This is a genomic window from Marinoscillum sp. (assembly GCF_965229915.1).
Lineage (GTDB): Bacteria > Bacteroidota > Bacteroidia > Cytophagales > Cyclobacteriaceae > Marinoscillum.
The window spans coordinates 2,067,268-2,082,678 of the sequence record NZ_CBDDJZ010000001.1; the positions used below are offsets into that span (position 1 = coordinate 2,067,268).

Sequence of the window (15,411 nt, forward strand, 5' to 3'; positions counted from 1 at the left end):
TAGGTCATTGATCCTCTACTGCCTCTTCGACAAGCTCTCTTAATTTTTCAATGGCCGGATTGATACCTTCTACTTCGGTCATGTATTCAAACGTTACACGCTTTCGCTCACCATTTACAGTAAGTTCCAGCCATTCCGCTCCACCATCTGCACAGTCAGGGCACCCGATGGTCTCTGGTAAGTCTGCGAACCTGTCCACATCAATTCCATCATTTAGTTGCTGCCACTCTGAGGGAGTAAGCGTACGTTCAAAACTCAAATCAGCATTTTGAGAATTCCAGGTCTTCCGTAGCACCTTCATTTCAGTTTCCTGAATGTAAGCCTCTGTAACGCAGTACCCGACGCATTCTCCAAAAGAAGTTCCATACTCAATCTCACCTTCCAGGGTGACCCGCTCATCATCACATGCATACATGGAAGCGGCCAATAAAATGAAGACAAACTTTTTCATACCCCTAAGACACCTGATTTCCAGGATCAGTTGAAATGCAATCTGCTGACCAAAATTCTAAAGCGATAGATATTCAAAATGGCAGCTATAGTGAGCCCTCCGGACAACCCATACCAAACGCCGTTCACACCCAGATCAAAGACGAAACCAAGTACATATCCTCCAGGTATGGCCAGTAACCAATAGGCCACAAACGTCACAAGCGTCGGTACTTTCACATCCGTCAATCCTCGCAATACACCAAGACCAACTGCCTGAAGACCGTCAGATATCTGAAAAGCAGCGGCTATGATTAGCAACCCAGAAGCAACCACCTGCACCTGCACATCTTTGACATACAGTGCGGTTAGTGACTCCCGAAAGATGATAAACATCAAAGCTGCCATGGTCATGAATATGGCTACTGTGGCAAAAGACGTATATCCGGCTATTCTAAGGTTACGAATGTCCTTCAGCCCCATTTGATTACCCACCCTTATGGTAGAGGCCGATGCTATTCCTGTAGCACACATGTATGTAATAGCAGCCAGATTAATGGCTATCTGATGGGCCGCAAGGGCCTCAGCACTAATCCATCCTACCATGATTGCTGCGGTAGCAAATGCCCCAACTTCAAAAACGTATTGCAATCCCGAAGGTATCCCAATCTTGATCATCCGTTTGGTTTGATGCCAATCAAATTGCCATCGAAATCCGGACAAGTGCTTACGTATCATCCAAATCATCAACAGCGCCATGGCTACACGGCTTATGAGTGTGGCCCAGGCAGCACCATTCAATCCCAACTCCGGGAAACCAAACGCACCATAGATCAACACGTAGTTCAGGGCCACGTTGAGCAAGTTGGACACAACCGATACAATCATGGGGTTGAAGGTGTCAGATTTTCCCTCTGCAAACTGACGGTATGTTTGGAAAACCATCAGTGGAATCAATGACGAAGATACGATGATCAAATAAGGCTTGGCTGCAAGTGCTACTGGCACTTCCTGACCGAAATACATTAAAAACTGACTGGAAGCCAAGGCAATCAACATCAAGATCAATGACAGCACCAGATTCAACCCCAAGCCATTTTGCAGCAAACGCATCAATCGTGATTGCTCATTGGGGTTAGTAGCTGCCACCAAGGGTGTCACCGCATAGCTTACCCCAATTCCAAACATCATCAGAACGTGGTAAATCGTTCCTGCAAAAGTAGCTGCCGCCAAAGGAATGACACCAACACGCCCTACCATCACTGTATCAGCCACTGAGACCATGATATGCCCCAACTGACCAATGACAACTGGATATGCCAGCACTATATTCTTGCGGAAATGTTCTTTTAGGGTCACTACTTTTTGAGTTTGGCGGGCAAAGATAGGCTTTTAATCAAAGGCCCAACATCCTGCCTAGCTTCAAAATGGCTGCAATGCTCAGACTGTCAGTGATCCGACCATCCATCACCAGTTGATGGGCCTCCCGAAACGGGAGTCGCCAGATTTTCAAGTCCTCCGTTTCTTCAAACTCCGTTTCTCCTTGAGTGAGTTCTTCAGCGAGATACACAAATCCTACCTCATCAGTCACAGAGTTGGATGTGTGAATTTTCAAAAACTCAGACCACTTCCCGGCGGTGAGACCAGTTTCCTCTTTCAGTTCTCGTTTGGCTGAGTCCAACTTATCTTCTTCCTTTGGACCACCTCCCATCGGGATCTCCCAGCTGTATTCTCCCAGCGTATAGCGCCACTGGCCTACCAACCAGGTATTCTGGTTTTCATCCAGAGGAATAATCCCAATGGCATAATTCTTAAAAAGCACTTTACCGTATTGACTGACACCTCCTCCAGGATTGATCACCTGGTCTTCTTCCAAAGTAATCCAGGGGTTGTCATAGATGCGACGAGTAGATTGTTGTTTCCATGGGTTTTCTTCCATAAAAACAAAGATAGGAATACTCCTGTGGCGAAATAAAAAGAAGCCCTACAAGAGGGCTTCAACGTTGAAACATACCCGTACAATTTATATAAGATAAACGCACGACTTATTGGATTAATCGTAAGCTGAACGCATTTTGTTTCACTTTTTATTTGAACGGTTAAATTCGGCATATTAATTTTTCTTAACCTACTTTTAAGCAATGTTATTAGCGTACTATGACAAGCACTTAATCGAGGCTGGATGTGACGAGGCTGGCCGTGGATGCCTTGCAGGACCTGTAGTGGCTGCTGCGGTAATTCTACCCAAACACTATCAGCATGAAGTAATCAATGATTCCAAGCAGCTTTCTGAAAAACAACGAATTGAACTTCGAGAGGAAATACTAAATGAAGCAATTGCTTATGGTGTAGGACTTGCCTCTCCAGAGGAAATTGACGAGATCAACATTCTCAATGCCTCCTACCTGGCAATGCACCGTGCTATCGACAAACTTCACCAAGCACCAGAGTTGTTACTAATTGATGGCAACCGATTCAAACCCAAGCAGGACATACCCTTTGAATGTATCATAAAAGGTGATGGAAAATACTACTCGATTGCGGCAGCATCTATTTTAGCTAAAACTCACCGGGATGAATTGATGCGCGATCTTTCAGAAAAACATCCTGGATATGGATGGGAAACAAACGTTGGTTATCCTACACGCTCACATCGCAATGCCATCAGAGAACAAGGGATTACAGCACATCACAGAAAATCTTTCCAGCTACTCCCTGCACAGATGGAGCTTTTTGATTAAAATACAACTGATTAATCCAAAAGCGCTGATGACTATAGCAGATCGTTTATCTTCTTCCCTCGGCGAACGCTCACAAATGCCGAATAAAGAGCTAGCACGTGATGTGGTCTCCTCCAGGGATCAAAATGCACTCCATGAATTGAGGCAACTCATCTCAGCAAAAGAAAATACCGATGTGGTTGGCGATGCACTAAAAGTGGTGGAAGTGATGGGCGAACTGGATAGTGAGTTCACCAAAGATGCCATAGCGGAAATACTACCCTTACTTCATCATAAGTCCAATAAAATTCAATGGCGCGCCATGTCTGCCTTGAGCACCATCGCATCACATCATTTGGATTTACTCATTTCTAGAGTTCCAGAGATTATAGACATCATGAATGCTGGTACGGTGATCACCAAAGACCATGGAGTGAAAATCCTGCTGGTGCTTTATACCCGTCAAGACTTTCGAGAGGCCATCTCTCACTTACTAAACGAACAAATACTCCTGGCTCCTGACAACCAACTAGGACAGTATGCCGAAAAATGGAGTCAAATTATTGCCAAAGAGCATGTGGATATGCTCATCAAAACACTAGAGATACGAGCGGTAGAACTTTATTCACCTTCCCACCAAAAGCGAATAGCAAGGGTCTTAAAAAAGCTAACCAAACTGTGAAACCTGCCTACCCCCTGCAATGACTCAACGCCTGACCTGCCTCTTACTGATACTGCTCTCGTTAAATGCCTGGAGCCAAAATACTCCAGAAGTCTACCTTGTAAAAACGATGAATGGCAATGTCTATGAGGGCATAATTGTAGAGCGCAATTCAGCATATGTCATCCTAAACACCAAAAGGGTCGGTGAGATCAGAATCTTCACGGAAGACATTGCATTGATCCAAATCAAAGGATCAGCTAGTATAGCAACAGAGTCTATGCAAGATAAGGCGGATAGTATCTCCAATTACGGGTACCAGCCTCCTCCCAACTATCTTTTTTCCAACAATGCCTTTGGCCTCAAAGCCAGAGAAGGATATTATCAAAACGCCTGGTTATTTATCAACCAGGCTGAAATTGCTTTTACTGACTATTTGAACCTGGGTGTTGGATTTATACCCATTTTTGGAGGTGATGGATGGCCTCTTTGGCTCAAACCAACTGTCAAAATACCAGTAGTCAAGGACAAGGTACAGTGGTCCATCGGGTCAACGAATATGTTCAATCCAGATGGCCTGGACCTCAATCTTGGAGTCATCCTCACCAAGATGTCTTTTGGAAATGAAAGAAGCCATATTGGCCTAGGAGTGGGTAAATCATATAATGATAGTGAGTGGAACAGTGGGGTGCTATACAACGTGAACGGTGTGCTGCGCATCAGTAAAAGAGCTTCACTTGCTGCTGAACTCTATGGTTTGAAATACGGCAGCCTCTACCTAATCAGTTACCATCAACCTCTCGGTGACGGGTCGGTTATTCTTGATATAGGAACTGTCGGTTTAGTTGAATCCGGAGACAACTTTTGGCTCCCATGGATCGGCGTAACAGTTCCTTTCTATGTACCACCAAAATAGAAGCAATGATAGACTGGAATGACTTTGAAAAAATAGACATGCGCATCGGTACCGTGATCGCATCTGAGCATTTCCCTGAAGCTAAAAAGCCTGCTTACAAGCTGAAAATAGACTTTGGTGAACTTGGAATCCTTCAAAGCTCAGCCCAAGTAACGGCTAGATATACAGTGAGTGATTTGGTAGGCCAACAAGTCATTGCAGTGGTGAATTTCCCACCAAAACAAATCGGGCCATTTGTCAGTGAGTGTTTGGTCATGGGGGTTTATGCTGAAAACAACGAGGTAGTACTCATTCAACCGGACCAAATGTGTCCAAATGGCTCAAAAATTGGTTAGTTTTCCGGCACACCGTACCATACAATGAAAACTAAAATTGATATCACCTCCTGGAACAGGAGAGAGCATTTCAACTTCTTTAAGGATTTTGACGACCCGTTTTTTGGCCTGACCACCTCACTGGATTGTACCAAAGCGTATCAAAAAGCCAAGTCGAGTGGAGCATCATTTTTTGCATACTACTTGTATCAAACCTTAAGAGCTGCCAATCAGATTGATTATTTCAAGTATCGTTTAATAGATGATGAAGTGTGGGCTTTTGACGAAATACATGCCTCCACCATTGCGCTCAGGGACGATGGCACATTTGCCTTTACCTTCATTGAATATTCCGAGTCGTTTGAGGAGTTTAGTGCACAGGTAAGAAGAGAAACTGAAGCTGTGAGAAATTCAACAGGGTTAAGGCTCAATGAAAATTCAAGCCGATTAGATGTCATGCATTACTCCACACTGCCCTGGATTGATTTCACCAGTATTTCACATGCCAGAAAGCACTCCAAAAATGATAGCATGCATAAAATCACCTTTGGTCAGATGACTCACCAACAAGGTCAATACCGTTTACCCTTTTCCATACACGCACATCATGCCCTACTTGATGGCAAACATATTGGAGAGTATCTCGAGCTGTTACAGTCTTTACTGAATGAATGAAATGCTACTAGCAAGCGATAGGTGTTGAGTCATTATCCATTTGTATCAATGGATGAAAATGAAAAGGCAAATCCAAGATGTCTGCATAGTCTTCACCTGTTTCTAACATATCCTCATCATCATGCTCGTAGTACCAATGAACACTCAGTTCTGCACCACGTCTCTCCAGCCTTTTGAGCTCTTTGAATAGATCAAACAAGCATTTGGAGCTACTCGTATTGAAATAGAGCAGGCTGATAGTCACATCTATTCTAGGGACATTTGCAAACAGCTTTTTCACTTTTTCAATGACCGGAAAATAAATACCAATGGAGCTTTCCGGAGTAGATCGTCCCTGGATGAGGATTCGTCCGGCATCAGATTCTAATCTGATCAGCGGACTATTCAACGTAGCTTCAATTTGAAAATCAACCATATCTATTCTGCTTTGACCGCTTCTTCCACTGATTCAAAATACTCGATTCGCAGCTGAGCCAGAAGTTCCTTGGGATACTTTGCCAAGAGTGGTTTACGAGCTGCTTCAACCGCACGTTTAAAATAATCCAGTTCCGGCAACACCTTGAAGTGCTTGGTCACACCATGATGGATCATTTCAGTCTTCCATTCCGTAAAGTACCATTTCATGGACGGTTGATGAAAGGTCCTCAGTTTCGATTTATCAAATACAAACTTGCTATAATCACCAGATTTGATTTCATCTGCCAGCATTTCAAAGATCTCCTTGAATCTGGTAATGGGAACATAGTCTTTATTGATAGCACAAGCGATCGTTTTCTTGTCAGTATGGATATAACCCGTTGCATATTCGTTAACGAAAATCTGTTCAAATCCTAACTGTTCCATTTGTCTACTTTTTATGTTTTGTTGGTTGTTTAAAAAAAATATGTCTTTACATGTACCTACACTAATCGATGAGATGTTACGATTGTTTGAATTTTTTGTTTAATTATTTTTTTAATCTATTAAACAAAACAATTTCTACTTTCAATGATTTACAACCATGTATTACCAATCAACCATTATGGATTTTGAACTTGACATATTGCTAGAAAAGTTTCTCTTTTCTTATCCCAATGCAAAAGGAGTAACTTTTCACAGCATGGAGCTACCCATCACCAAAAAGAATGGAGCGTTCACCGATACCCTGGAGCTTTATAAGGACATACCGATGATGTCTGTTGACGAATCATTTAATACCACATTTAACTTCATAGTCACGGAAGAGAGTACCATCATCATTTTCTTTATCAAAAATCTCCACTTTGTATCCGTGTTTGTGGATGGATCCAACCCCAACAAGGAGTTAGCGAATAAAATGTACGAGACTTTCAAAGATGAATTTGAAGCTGTAATTGACAAATTATATGAAACCCACGCAATTCATTAACCAACTAGAAAGCAATTTCACCGATATACTGGATATTGGCTTCATTGTCAATGGAGAGATAAAAGGTTATCAGCACAAATCTGATCTGGACCCGGAAGATGTAGAAGGTCTGGTCATGCGCCTCTATTTCTTGGGGATGGACCCAAACAAGCAAATCAAATTCTTCATCAATCAATACGCCGAAAACCGGTTCCTTTATTACATCAAAATAAGTGATGAGGTATGGCTGTTTGTGCTGAGCGATAACAACAATTTTGCAAAGCTTCACTTTTTCATCCAATACTTGCTATCAGATATTGATGCGACTTTTGAAGACGATGAGCATGAGGAGCAACCACTCACGGAAGAGCAAGAAAAAATGGAATCTGCCAAACGAATCCAGAACCTGCTTTTCCCGAGTATGAGCAAACTGCTCGAGCCATTTTCTGATGCCTATTTCTACTACGAACCCAAAGACGTGGTAGGTGGAGATTTCTACTGGGGCAAAACGACCAAGGAGCATCAATGGATTATTATCGGTGACTGTACAGGACATTCAGTAGAAGGAGCCTTGGGTTCTGTGAGTGTGATGTCCATACTCAACCAGGTATTTGAGCATGACATGTCTCCACATCTATTGATTAAGGCGCTGCATAAGGGCCTGAACGATATCCAGGAACAAGACCTTACACAGGGCTATGGCATAGGATGCGAGATCATGGTTATTAAGTACCACAAGAAGTCCCATACTGTAGAATACAGCAGTAATGGCCTGTCCATGTATCTGATGAGAGATGGAATTACCAAATACAAAACCAAAAGTTCCTCATTCGCTCCCGAGGGCGTGCTCAAATACATCAGATCAAGGAAAATAAAACTAGAACCGAATGATGCTATTTTCACCTGCTCCGACGGCCTTCCAGACCAAATTGGCAAGAATGGGCGTAAACTGAAGGTGAAAGGAATGCTGGCACCCATCAAAGAACATAAAGAAGTGAGCAAGAAAACAATAGAAGATGCCTTCATGAAGTGGAAAGGCAATGCACCTCAAACTGATGACGTCATATTTTTATATCTAAAAGCATAATTTTTTAATGAAAGGCACCATTCACTATTGTCTGGAGGAAACAATACTTGACCAATATGGTAGGGAGGCATGGAATCAATGCAAACTGGCAGCAGGCATCCCAAAAGAGTATTCCTTTGGCCAGCAAATATTGGATGACTTAAATGAAGAAGACACGATCAAACTATTCATCCAGTCAGCTGATACACTTGATATAGATCTCAAATCGCTCTTTGACCAATTCGGTATATACTGGTGCTGTACTTATGCGCCAAATCTCTATCCTCAGTTTTTTCAAAAAGCCAGGTCTACTAAAGAAATGCTACTTGGTCTGGATCATATCCACCAAATTGTGACCAGTAAAAAACCCGGAGCTAAGCCACCGCGCTTTACTTATGATTGGTTGGATGACGGAAGACTTTTGGTCAACTATCAGTCTGAGAGAGGTTTGTTTGAATTGTTTGAATCACTTCTGAGAGGATTGGATCATAAGTTTGGTAGTCACACTCAAATAGAGCGCACAGATGATAACGGCCTCATTCTGGCATTTGAGGCTTAGTACTCTAGCTCGATGTATTTAAATGCCATACCCAAAATGTCCTCATAATCTTCACCAGTCTCTAACATATCTTCGTCATCTTCTTCATAGTACCAGTTGACCTGAATGGAACGATCGGTAGACTCCATGGCTTTGAGCATTCTCAGCATGTCAAAAATGCACTTGCTGCTACTGGTGTTAAAGTATTCTAAAGAGATGTCTACATGTACAGTACCTGTTACGTTGCTAAAAAGCTTCTTGATGTTATTGATCACAGGATAGTAGAACTGTACGGCATTCTCTGGGGTACTTTTCCCCTTCAGTTCTATTTTACGATTGGTAGAATCCAGCATAATGTATGGCGAGATTCTGGTGCTTTCAATTTGTAAGTCAATCACGGCGGTTTTTTAATGCGGGTTAATTTATAGGCATAATTGCCTCATTTGTAATATATTAAGTTAATCAATTAAAGTCATAATTCGATACTTAGCATGAGTGACCAAACGATGTTTTCGCATGCCGCAACCATTTTTACGGTGAAAGACCCCGATTCTTCGACAAAATTTTATGTCGACCTACTTGGATTTGATGTCACCTTCAGATGGAAATCACCTTCGGAGTATGTGGTACTAAAGAGCGGCACGGTATCTCTGCACCTGAGCAAAGGTGACATCAAAGCTGGTAATGGCATCATGTATGTTTTCGTTTATGATGTTGGCAAGGTGTACAACGAATTTGTGCGGAGAGGGCTGACTTCCATCTCACAACCTGAAAAACAAGAATATCAAATGGAAGACTTTGATGTGACCGACCCGGATGGTAATCGCATCACATTCGGATGTGGCCAGTAGTAATCCATAGATCATACCTCTAGATTGAACTCTGGATATTAACTTCGAGCCTGAATTTATTAGCACAAAAAAGATATGCCTGAGTTGAAATTAGTCTCCTGGAATGTGAATGGTATCCGAGCCATTCTAAAGAAAGATTTTCTAAAAGACGTAGCTGAAATGGATCCTGATATTCTTTGTCTCCAGGAAACAAAAGCACAACCGGAGGATGCACAAACAGCGCTAGAGTTAGTTCCGGGCTACCAGTACTACTTCAACTCCTCAAAGGCCAGAAAAGGTTACTCCGGTACAGCAATCCTGACCAAAAAAGAACCTTTGGACGTCATATATGATATGGGGATAGAAGAGCATGATCAGGAAGGCCGTGTAATCACCGCTGAGTTTGACCAGTTCTATCTGGTAACCGTGTACACACCAAACTCTGGAGCTGGGATGAAGCGCCTGGACTATCGCTCCGAGTGGGATGAAGCCTTCAGAGATCACCTAATGGCCCTGGATGAGAAAAAACCAGTAGTCGTGTGCGGAGATTTGAATGTGGCTCATACCGAAATAGACATTGCCAGACCAAAGGCCAACTACAACAAGACATCCGGCTACACTCAGACGGAGATTGATGGACTGGACAATATTCTGGAAGCAGGATTTTTAGACACGTATCGTCAGTTCTACCCAGATGAGGTGAAATACTCCTGGTGGAATTATAAGTTTAAAGCTCGTGAACGAAATGTCGGCTGGAGGATCGACTACTTCCTTGCCAGTGAGCGATTGAAAGATCAACTGAAAGGAGCTGAGATCCACAATGAGTATTTTGGTTCGGACCACTGCCCAGTTAGTTTACAGCTAGCATTAGACTGATCATTTCCTTCTTTTTCTGCTATTTTTGCGGCCTAAACATTTAACCCATGGATACAAAACAAATCCCCCTGCACCAACTCCACACCCAACTCGGAGGCAAAATGGTGCCATTTGCTGGTTTTGAGATGCCAGTGAGATACACCTCTGACAAGGAGGAGCACATGAAGGTACGTGAAGCCGTAGGTGTGTTTGATGTATCACACATGGGCGAATTCATGATCACCGGACCTGGAGCGCTTGACTTTATACAGAAAGTAACCTCCAATGATGTATCGAAGATCGTGGATGGACAAGCCCAGTATTCTTGCTTTCCCAATGACAAAGGCGGCATAGTGGATGACCTGATCGTTTATCGTTTTAATCAGGAAAAGTTCATGCTGGTAGTAAATGCCTCCAATATTGAAAAGGATTGGAACTGGATCAAAGGCTACAACAGCTATGATGCACAAATGGAAGACATCTCTGATGACATGGTGTTGTTTGCCGTGCAGGGACCTAAGGCAACTGCTACACTTCAAAAGCTGACGGATGTAGATTTATCAGGCATCAAGTTTTACCACTTTGCTGAAGGTGAGCTAGCTGGCAAGCAGATGATCATTTCTGGTACAGGATATACAGGTGCCGGTGGCTTTGAGTTGTACATTCAAAAGGAAGATGCTGAAGAGGTCTGGCATAAACTCTTTGAGGCTGGCGCAGAGTTTGGCATAGCACCAATAGGGTTAGGAGCTCGTGACACATTACGATTAGAAATGGGTTTTTGCCTGTACGGCAATGACATCACTGACGAAACCTCTCCACTAGAAGCCGGTCTTGGGTGGATCACTAAATTCACCAATGACTTTGTGAATGCTGAGGCATTGCAAAGGCAAAAGGAAGAAGGTGTCACCAGAAAACTCGTGGGATTTGAGATGGTAGACAAAGGCATCCCAAGACATGATTATGAGATCATGAATGAGTCCGGAGAAGTGATCGGCAAAGTCACCTCAGGTACCATATCACCCATGCTCAATAAAGGCATTGGTCTAGGATATGTACAGGTAGGTTATCACCAACCAGACAGCAAGATCTTCATTGCCGTACGTAACAAGCAACTGGAAGCCAAAGTAACCAAGCCTCCATTTATCAAATGAATCAAGTAGAAGTTTGCCTTACCCCAGAACTGATCCATCAGTTCAATCTGTCCAATAAAATAGTGGTGGCCGTGGATATCTTCCGTGCCACCTCATGCATGGTCACTGGCATGGCCCATGGCGTGAAAGCCATCTACCCGGTAGCCACTGTGGAAGAATGTCTGGAAAAGGGGACCAAAGAAGGAATGATTACCGCTGGTGAGCGCGGAGGACAAAAACTAGAAGAGTTTACTATAGGTAACTCTCCCTATGAGTACATGCAGGATGAGTTCAAAAATCAGTCGATAGTGGTGACTACCACCAATGGAACACGTACCATTCTTGCCTCTTTGGCTGCAGATCAGATACTCATCGGTGCCTTTTTGAATTTACGTGCAGTAGCCAATCATCTTGTCTCTTCGAGAAAGGACGTTGTAATCCATTGCGCTGGTTGGAAAGGAACAGTCAATATAGAAGACACCTTATTTGCCGGTGCACTTATAGAAGAAATAATGGCCACTCATAAAATAACTGGCGATCCAGCTCTGATGGCCCACCAGTTATACAAGGCAAATTCCCATGACCTGATGACCATCTCAAAGGAATCGTCCCACGCCAAAAGGTTATCTACCTTCGGTATAGGTAAAGACATAGAGTTTTGTATGAACCAAAGTCTGTATAGCGTACTCCCTGAATTCAAAGAAGGAAAGCTTCAGGCAATTATGTAAAAAGTGGTGGAATAGCACACTCGGTGATTTCCACGCTTTCCCATACTCCTCCACTAATGTAAGGCTCTGATGACTTCCAGGATTCCAATTCAGCTTCGGTAGCAAAATTCATTACCATGACTGAACCGACCATTTTTCCCTGTTCAATCATTGCCACAGCGTACAGAATTTTACCCTCTTCTTTGAGTTGCTTGACACCTTCCAGGTGCGCAGGTCTATTGGCTTGTCTGCGATCTGCGGCATCCTTACCATCTCTTCCTATTACTAAATAATGCATGCTAAAACTTCAATTTTGATCCAAATTCCATATCGCTGAGCTCTATCTCCAATGCCTTAGTGGAAAGCTGGATTTCTCTAAGTGAGATAAACAGGCTCAACAGTAAAAAAACCAACGATACACCAAAGATATAACTCCCCCACTGGCCAATTTTCAAATAAATAAAAAACATGGCCAACACACATAAGAACAGACTAGCTACTCCCATAAATTGCATCGCTCTGATTAGAAAAAGTCGTAATCTGAGATTTTTTAACTGGCCTTCCAAAATACTTTTGGGGTTTTCCAAATACATGGAATGCAGCTGCCGAATGATGTTAGCAATGGCCAGAAAACGGTTAGTATAGGCCAGCAGGAGAAGAGAAATAGCCGGGAACAACAAGGCTGGAGTAGTAAGAGTGACTTCCATTATTGAAGCTTTTCATTATTCTGATGACGTGTCGCATCTCGAATGTTCTTCTTTTCAAAATTCTTCTTGAGCGCGTCCGTCAGATTTACACCGGTCTGATTGGCAAGACAAATGAGTACCCATAGCACATCGGCCATTTCATCATCCAAATCCCGATTCTTGTCGGACTCCTTGAACGACTGTTCTCCATACTTCCTGGCCATGATTCGTGCCAGTTCACCCACTTCTTCTGTGAGTATGGTCATGTTTGTAAGCTCATTGAAATACCGTACACCTACAGTTTGAATCCACTCATCTACTTGCTGCTGAGCCTCCTCTATGGTCATAAGTTATTAACGTTCTACGTTTGCATCCAGATTTTCATTCAAATGAAGGATCTCAAAGCCTTCAAGGTCTAGTTTAGAGAGGAAAAAAAACAGGCGCTCTTCTTCACTAGCCCGTAGAGAATCCCGATCTGGCTCAAATTCACTGAAATGCTCGATAGGGAAACGCTTCCCGGGAGTATAATGATCCTCCCAAAAGAGTGCCTCATCTACATATCCATCTTCTCCATAGTAGTACTTATACTCAGAGGCGATGTTGTCGTCCTTAGAGACTACCACATGCCCGCTAAATATTGGAGCCATGTCCTGAAAGTAGAAGTAATCGTCTCGATCTATATGTGAGGTGTGAAGGACACCTACCAGTTTCAACAATTCCTTGTCCATGAAATAACCTCGTATCTTGTAGATAGAATCCCCCTGGTGGAAGTCATCCTCTCTAATACTGACCCGATGATTCGCATCAATGTCATGCACTTTCTCGTTTACAGCATTTACTAATGGACGCTTTTCACGACTCACTTCGGAAGAACACCCGAATAATATCAAGACACAAGTAGTTAGGTAAGTCAGCTTGATCATTATAGTTCTGATTTTTACACAATATAGTGATTTCCTCTTTTTATTAACTTTCTGAATGACAATAGAAGTCTGCCTGCTATCCAATAATGCCCCATCGAAAAAGCAACTCAAAACTCCATAAATACGTGAACATACAAAAAATCAAACCTATGAAACAACTTCCAATAAATCTCAAAACAATTCTGAATATCATGGGCATCATACTGATGACTATAGTGGCTCAAGCGCAACAGGATAAAAGCAAGCGTCCAAGCCCTCCAGATCGCACTTCGGCTGACGTAGATGGCTTGTCAGTTACTATTGACTACAGTCAACCCGGAGTGAAAGGGCGAAAAATCTGGGATGGTTTGGTGCCTTATGGCAAAGTATGGCGTACTGGAGCCAATGAAGCCTCCTGGATAGAAGTAAGCGAAGATGTGCAGATTGCTGGCAAGACACTACCAGCAGGAAAATATGGATTGTTCACCATACCGGGTGAGGAAGAGTGGACGATTATTTTCAACAAGACCTGGGATCAATGGGGAGCATATGAGTATGACAGTGAAAAAGACGTACTCCGTGTCACTGCTCCATCTGGCAAATCAGACAAGTTTTATGAGCGTTTTACGATACAGGTTGACAACACAGGTACTGTCACAATGAACTGGGAGAACCTGGCAGTGAAATTTGAGATCTCAAAATAAACAAAGAGGCTGTATCAAAAAACAGCCTCTTTTTTTATATGATATTCATTGATTGCTCTTTGATCTTTTCCAGCTCATCTTTCATCTGAACCACGGCACGTTGGATCACCGCATCATTGGCTTTGGCACCAATGGTATTGATCTCTCGACCAATCTCCTGGGAAATAAAACCTAACTTTTTCCCTTGAGATTCTTTGGCACCCATTACTTCTTTGAAGTACTCCAGATGTCTGCCAAGTCTTACTTTCTCTTCGGTAATATCCAGCTTCTCTATGTAGTAGATTAGCTCTTGTTCGAATCTATTCTGATCTATCTGAGTCTTTTCGCGGATATCTTCGATACTATTAGTGATTCGCTCCCTGATGAGCTTGATTCGCTCGGGGTCTCTAGCAGTGACTTCTACCAGCCCGGCTGCTATGCCATCTATGTAACTCTCCAGGTTTCGCTGGAGGGTCTCTCCCTCTGCGGCTCTGAAGGCATTACACTTGGCTAAGGCTGTCTCCAGTGTAGATTTTAATAATTCCCAATCCTCAAAACTGGAGGATTCATCGGCCACAATAACATCTGGTGAATGGAGTGCCAGGCGAAATAAATCTTTTGGATTAGCAGCCATCTCATTGGCCAGTTCTTCGTACTGTTTGTAATAAGTTCGAAACAACCCTTTGTTGATATGAATGTTGGGTTCTTCTAGTCCCAGTGGAATCAGCTCAATGGTCAGATTAACCTTACCTCTTTTGAGATGGTTGGTAATGATTGATTTGATTTCCAGCTCCCTATCGAGTATCTCTCTAGGTAGCTTGGTACTGAAGTCAAGAAACTTACTGTTGAGTGTCTTGATTTCTATTTTGATACGGTATTTTGAAGACTCTGCCTCTGCAGAACCAAACCCAGTCATTGATTGAAGCATCCGCA

General features: G+C 42.9%; 24 protein-coding genes. 13 read left to right on the top strand and 11 right to left on the bottom strand.

The annotated features are described in order from the left end of the window. Positions 1-4: 4 nt before the first annotated feature. From ACO067_RS09000 to ACO067_RS09010, 3 genes are read right to left on the bottom strand one after another with little or no spacing between them, the layout of a single operon-like run. The gene (locus ACO067_RS09000; RefSeq protein ID WP_421873196.1) at positions 5-451 is read right to left on the bottom strand and encodes a hypothetical protein; all 447 of its coding nucleotides are present in this window, start codon (positions 449-451) and stop codon (positions 5-7) included. A 26-nt stretch (positions 452-477) separates the two neighbouring features. Continuing rightward, a complete protein-coding gene (locus tag ACO067_RS09005; RefSeq protein WP_421873198.1) occupies positions 478-1,788 on the bottom strand; it encodes an MATE family efflux transporter in 1,311 nt (436 codons plus the stop codon). A gap of 37 nt (positions 1,789-1,825) precedes the next feature. Then, the gene (locus ACO067_RS09010) at positions 1,826-2,368 is read right to left on the bottom strand and encodes an NUDIX domain-containing protein (RefSeq protein WP_421873201.1); all 543 of its coding nucleotides are present in this window, start codon (positions 2,366-2,368) and stop codon (positions 1,826-1,828) included. Between the two features lie 202 nt (positions 2,369-2,570). Between ACO067_RS09010 and ACO067_RS09015 the strand changes: the two genes are divergently transcribed. From ACO067_RS09015 to ACO067_RS09035, 5 genes are read left to right on the top strand one after another with little or no spacing between them, the layout of a single operon-like run. Then, the gene (locus tag ACO067_RS09015) at positions 2,571-3,170 is read left to right on the top strand and encodes a ribonuclease HII (RefSeq protein WP_421873203.1); all 600 of its coding nucleotides are present in this window, start codon (positions 2,571-2,573) and stop codon (positions 3,168-3,170) included. A gap of 28 nt (positions 3,171-3,198) precedes the next feature. Further along, positions 3,199-3,831 carry a hypothetical protein gene (locus ACO067_RS09020; RefSeq protein WP_421873205.1) on the top strand — a complete coding sequence of 211 codons (633 nt, stop codon included), beginning with the start codon at positions 3,199-3,201 and terminating at the stop codon, positions 3,829-3,831. A gap of 19 nt (positions 3,832-3,850) precedes the next feature. Beyond that, on the top strand, positions 3,851-4,726 hold the full coding sequence (locus ACO067_RS09025) for a hypothetical protein (protein WP_421873207.1): 876 nt from the start codon (positions 3,851-3,853) through the stop codon (positions 4,724-4,726). Beyond that, positions 4,684-5,061, top strand: a complete 378-nt coding sequence (locus ACO067_RS09030; RefSeq protein ID WP_421873209.1) for a tRNA-binding protein — start codon at positions 4,684-4,686, stop codon at positions 5,059-5,061. Before ACO067_RS09025 ends, ACO067_RS09030 begins: the two co-directional genes overlap by 43 nt. 24 nt (positions 5,062-5,085) lie before the next feature. Then, complete coding sequence (locus ACO067_RS09035) at positions 5,086-5,715, top strand: CatA-like O-acetyltransferase (protein ID WP_421873210.1); 630 nt, start codon at positions 5,086-5,088, stop codon at positions 5,713-5,715. Positions 5,716-5,722: 7 nt separating this feature from the next. Here the strand turns inward: ACO067_RS09035 and ACO067_RS09040 are convergent, their stop codons facing one another. Continuing rightward, a complete protein-coding gene (locus ACO067_RS09040) occupies positions 5,723-6,130 on the bottom strand; it encodes a DUF1987 domain-containing protein (protein ID WP_421873212.1) in 408 nt (135 codons plus the stop codon). A gap of 2 nt (positions 6,131-6,132) precedes the next feature. Next, entirely contained in the window at positions 6,133-6,558 is a 426-nt protein-coding gene (locus tag ACO067_RS09045) for a hypothetical protein (RefSeq protein ID WP_421873214.1), read from the bottom strand. 178 nt (positions 6,559-6,736) lie between these two features. On the opposite strand from ACO067_RS09045, the gene ACO067_RS09050 reads away from it, so the two are divergent. From ACO067_RS09050 to ACO067_RS09060, 3 genes are read left to right on the top strand one after another with little or no spacing between them, the layout of a single operon-like run. Beyond that, positions 6,737-7,102: a hypothetical protein gene (locus ACO067_RS09050; RefSeq protein ID WP_421873216.1), complete on the top strand. Its 366-nt coding sequence runs from the start codon at positions 6,737-6,739 to the stop codon at positions 7,100-7,102. Next, positions 7,080-8,168, top strand: a complete 1,089-nt coding sequence (locus ACO067_RS09055; protein WP_421873218.1) for a PP2C family protein-serine/threonine phosphatase — start codon at positions 7,080-7,082, stop codon at positions 8,166-8,168. The genes ACO067_RS09050 and ACO067_RS09055 overlap by 23 nt, the downstream gene beginning before the upstream one ends. A 7-nt stretch (positions 8,169-8,175) precedes the next feature. Next, positions 8,176-8,706: a heme NO-binding domain-containing protein gene (locus ACO067_RS09060; RefSeq protein WP_421873220.1), complete on the top strand. Its 531-nt coding sequence runs from the start codon at positions 8,176-8,178 to the stop codon at positions 8,704-8,706. On the opposite strand, the gene ACO067_RS09065 is transcribed toward ACO067_RS09060, so the two are convergent. Next, positions 8,703-9,083: a DUF1987 domain-containing protein gene (locus ACO067_RS09065; RefSeq protein ID WP_421873222.1), complete on the bottom strand. Its 381-nt coding sequence runs from the start codon at positions 9,081-9,083 to the stop codon at positions 8,703-8,705. The two genes, ACO067_RS09060 and ACO067_RS09065, sit on opposite strands and share 4 nt — an antisense overlap. Positions 9,084-9,176: 93 nt before the next feature. On the opposite strand from ACO067_RS09065, the gene ACO067_RS09070 reads away from it, so the two are divergent. The 4 genes from ACO067_RS09070 to ACO067_RS09085 all read left to right on the top strand — a co-directional run bounded on the left by ACO067_RS09070 (position 9,177) and on the right by ACO067_RS09085 (position 12,228). Then, the gene (locus ACO067_RS09070) at positions 9,177-9,536 is read left to right on the top strand and encodes a glyoxalase superfamily protein (RefSeq protein ID WP_421873225.1); all 360 of its coding nucleotides are present in this window, start codon (positions 9,177-9,179) and stop codon (positions 9,534-9,536) included. Between the two features lie 75 nt (positions 9,537-9,611). Further along, positions 9,612-10,391: an exodeoxyribonuclease III gene (locus ACO067_RS09075; protein ID WP_421873227.1), complete on the top strand. Its 780-nt coding sequence runs from the start codon at positions 9,612-9,614 to the stop codon at positions 10,389-10,391. A gap of 47 nt (positions 10,392-10,438) precedes the next feature. Next, on the top strand, positions 10,439-11,521 hold the full coding sequence (gene gcvT, locus ACO067_RS09080; protein WP_421873229.1) for a glycine cleavage system aminomethyltransferase GcvT: 1,083 nt from the start codon (positions 10,439-10,441) through the stop codon (positions 11,519-11,521). Then, entirely contained in the window at positions 11,518-12,228 is a 711-nt protein-coding gene (locus ACO067_RS09085) for a 2-phosphosulfolactate phosphatase (RefSeq protein WP_421873231.1), read from the top strand. The genes gcvT and ACO067_RS09085 overlap by 4 nt, the downstream gene beginning before the upstream one ends. On the opposite strand, the gene ACO067_RS09090 is transcribed toward ACO067_RS09085, so the two are convergent. From ACO067_RS09090 to ACO067_RS09105, 4 genes are read right to left on the bottom strand one after another with little or no spacing between them, the layout of a single operon-like run. Beyond that, positions 12,221-12,505 carry a YciI family protein gene (locus ACO067_RS09090; protein ID WP_421873233.1) on the bottom strand — a complete coding sequence of 95 codons (285 nt, stop codon included), beginning with the start codon at positions 12,503-12,505 and terminating at the stop codon, positions 12,221-12,223. The two genes, ACO067_RS09085 and ACO067_RS09090, sit on opposite strands and share 8 nt — an antisense overlap. Position 12,506: 1 nt before the next feature. Then, positions 12,507-12,914, bottom strand: a complete 408-nt coding sequence (locus tag ACO067_RS09095) for a DUF2721 domain-containing protein (protein ID WP_421873235.1) — start codon at positions 12,912-12,914, stop codon at positions 12,507-12,509. Continuing rightward, positions 12,914-13,240 carry a nucleotide pyrophosphohydrolase gene (locus ACO067_RS09100; RefSeq protein ID WP_421873237.1) on the bottom strand — a complete coding sequence of 109 codons (327 nt, stop codon included), beginning with the start codon at positions 13,238-13,240 and terminating at the stop codon, positions 12,914-12,916. Before ACO067_RS09100 ends, ACO067_RS09095 begins: the two co-directional genes overlap by 1 nt. A gap of 6 nt (positions 13,241-13,246) precedes the next feature. After that, a complete protein-coding gene (locus ACO067_RS09105; RefSeq protein WP_421873239.1) occupies positions 13,247-13,816 on the bottom strand; it encodes a hypothetical protein in 570 nt (189 codons plus the stop codon). 149 nt (positions 13,817-13,965) lie between these two features. Here ACO067_RS09105 and ACO067_RS09110 point away from each other — a divergent pair, with 149 nt between their 5' ends. Then, positions 13,966-14,499, top strand: coding sequence for a DUF2911 domain-containing protein (locus ACO067_RS09110; RefSeq protein WP_421873241.1), 534 nt, complete (start codon positions 13,966-13,968; stop codon positions 14,497-14,499). A gap of 34 nt (positions 14,500-14,533) precedes the next feature. Here the strand turns inward: ACO067_RS09110 and ACO067_RS09115 are convergent, their stop codons facing one another. Further along, positions 14,534-15,406 (bottom strand): YicC/YloC family endoribonuclease, encoded by an 873-nt coding sequence (locus ACO067_RS09115; RefSeq protein ID WP_421873243.1) that lies wholly within the window; start codon positions 15,404-15,406, stop codon positions 14,534-14,536. Positions 15,407-15,411: the final 5 nt, after the last annotated feature.

Excerpts from the sequence above, each read along its gene's own strand:
- ACO067_RS09000 (WP_421873196.1), bottom strand. The coding sequence starts at position 451 with ATGAAAAAGTTTGTCTTCATTTTATTGGCCGCTTCCATGTATGCATGT.
- ACO067_RS09010 (WP_421873201.1), bottom strand. The coding sequence starts at position 2,368 with ATGGAAGAAAACCCATGGAAACAACAATCTACTCGTCGCATCTATGAC.
- ACO067_RS09015 (WP_421873203.1), top strand. The coding sequence starts at position 2,571 with ATGTTATTAGCGTACTATGACAAGCACTTAATCGAGGCTGGATGTGAC.
- ACO067_RS09020 (WP_421873205.1), top strand. The coding sequence starts at position 3,199 with ATGACTATAGCAGATCGTTTATCTTCTTCCCTCGGCGAACGCTCACAA.
- ACO067_RS09025 (WP_421873207.1), top strand. The coding sequence starts at position 3,851 with ATGACTCAACGCCTGACCTGCCTCTTACTGATACTGCTCTCGTTAAAT.
- ACO067_RS09030 (WP_421873209.1), top strand. The coding sequence starts at position 4,684 with ATGGATCGGCGTAACAGTTCCTTTCTATGTACCACCAAAATAGAAGCA.
- ACO067_RS09035 (WP_421873210.1), top strand. The coding sequence starts at position 5,086 with ATGAAAACTAAAATTGATATCACCTCCTGGAACAGGAGAGAGCATTTC.
- ACO067_RS09040 (WP_421873212.1), bottom strand. The coding sequence starts at position 6,130 with ATGGTTGATTTTCAAATTGAAGCTACGTTGAATAGTCCGCTGATCAGA.
- ACO067_RS09045 (WP_421873214.1), bottom strand. The coding sequence starts at position 6,558 with ATGGAACAGTTAGGATTTGAACAGATTTTCGTTAACGAATATGCAACG.
- ACO067_RS09050 (WP_421873216.1), top strand. The coding sequence starts at position 6,737 with ATGGATTTTGAACTTGACATATTGCTAGAAAAGTTTCTCTTTTCTTAT.
- ACO067_RS09055 (WP_421873218.1), top strand. The coding sequence starts at position 7,080 with ATGAAACCCACGCAATTCATTAACCAACTAGAAAGCAATTTCACCGAT.
- ACO067_RS09060 (WP_421873220.1), top strand. The coding sequence starts at position 8,176 with ATGAAAGGCACCATTCACTATTGTCTGGAGGAAACAATACTTGACCAA.
- ACO067_RS09070 (WP_421873225.1), top strand. The coding sequence starts at position 9,177 with ATGAGTGACCAAACGATGTTTTCGCATGCCGCAACCATTTTTACGGTG.
- ACO067_RS09075 (WP_421873227.1), top strand. The coding sequence starts at position 9,612 with ATGCCTGAGTTGAAATTAGTCTCCTGGAATGTGAATGGTATCCGAGCC.
- gcvT (WP_421873229.1), top strand. The coding sequence starts at position 10,439 with ATGGATACAAAACAAATCCCCCTGCACCAACTCCACACCCAACTCGGA.
- ACO067_RS09085 (WP_421873231.1), top strand. The coding sequence starts at position 11,518 with ATGAATCAAGTAGAAGTTTGCCTTACCCCAGAACTGATCCATCAGTTC.
- ACO067_RS09090 (WP_421873233.1), bottom strand. The coding sequence starts at position 12,505 with ATGCATTATTTAGTAATAGGAAGAGATGGTAAGGATGCCGCAGATCGC.
- ACO067_RS09095 (WP_421873235.1), bottom strand. The coding sequence starts at position 12,914 with ATGGAAGTCACTCTTACTACTCCAGCCTTGTTGTTCCCGGCTATTTCT.
- ACO067_RS09100 (WP_421873237.1), bottom strand. The coding sequence starts at position 13,240 with ATGACCATAGAGGAGGCTCAGCAGCAAGTAGATGAGTGGATTCAAACT.
- ACO067_RS09105 (WP_421873239.1), bottom strand. The coding sequence starts at position 13,816 with ATGATCAAGCTGACTTACCTAACTACTTGTGTCTTGATATTATTCGGG.
- ACO067_RS09110 (WP_421873241.1), top strand. The coding sequence starts at position 13,966 with ATGAAACAACTTCCAATAAATCTCAAAACAATTCTGAATATCATGGGC.
- ACO067_RS09115 (WP_421873243.1), bottom strand. The coding sequence starts at position 15,406 with ATGCTTCAATCAATGACTGGGTTTGGTTCTGCAGAGGCAGAGTCTTCA.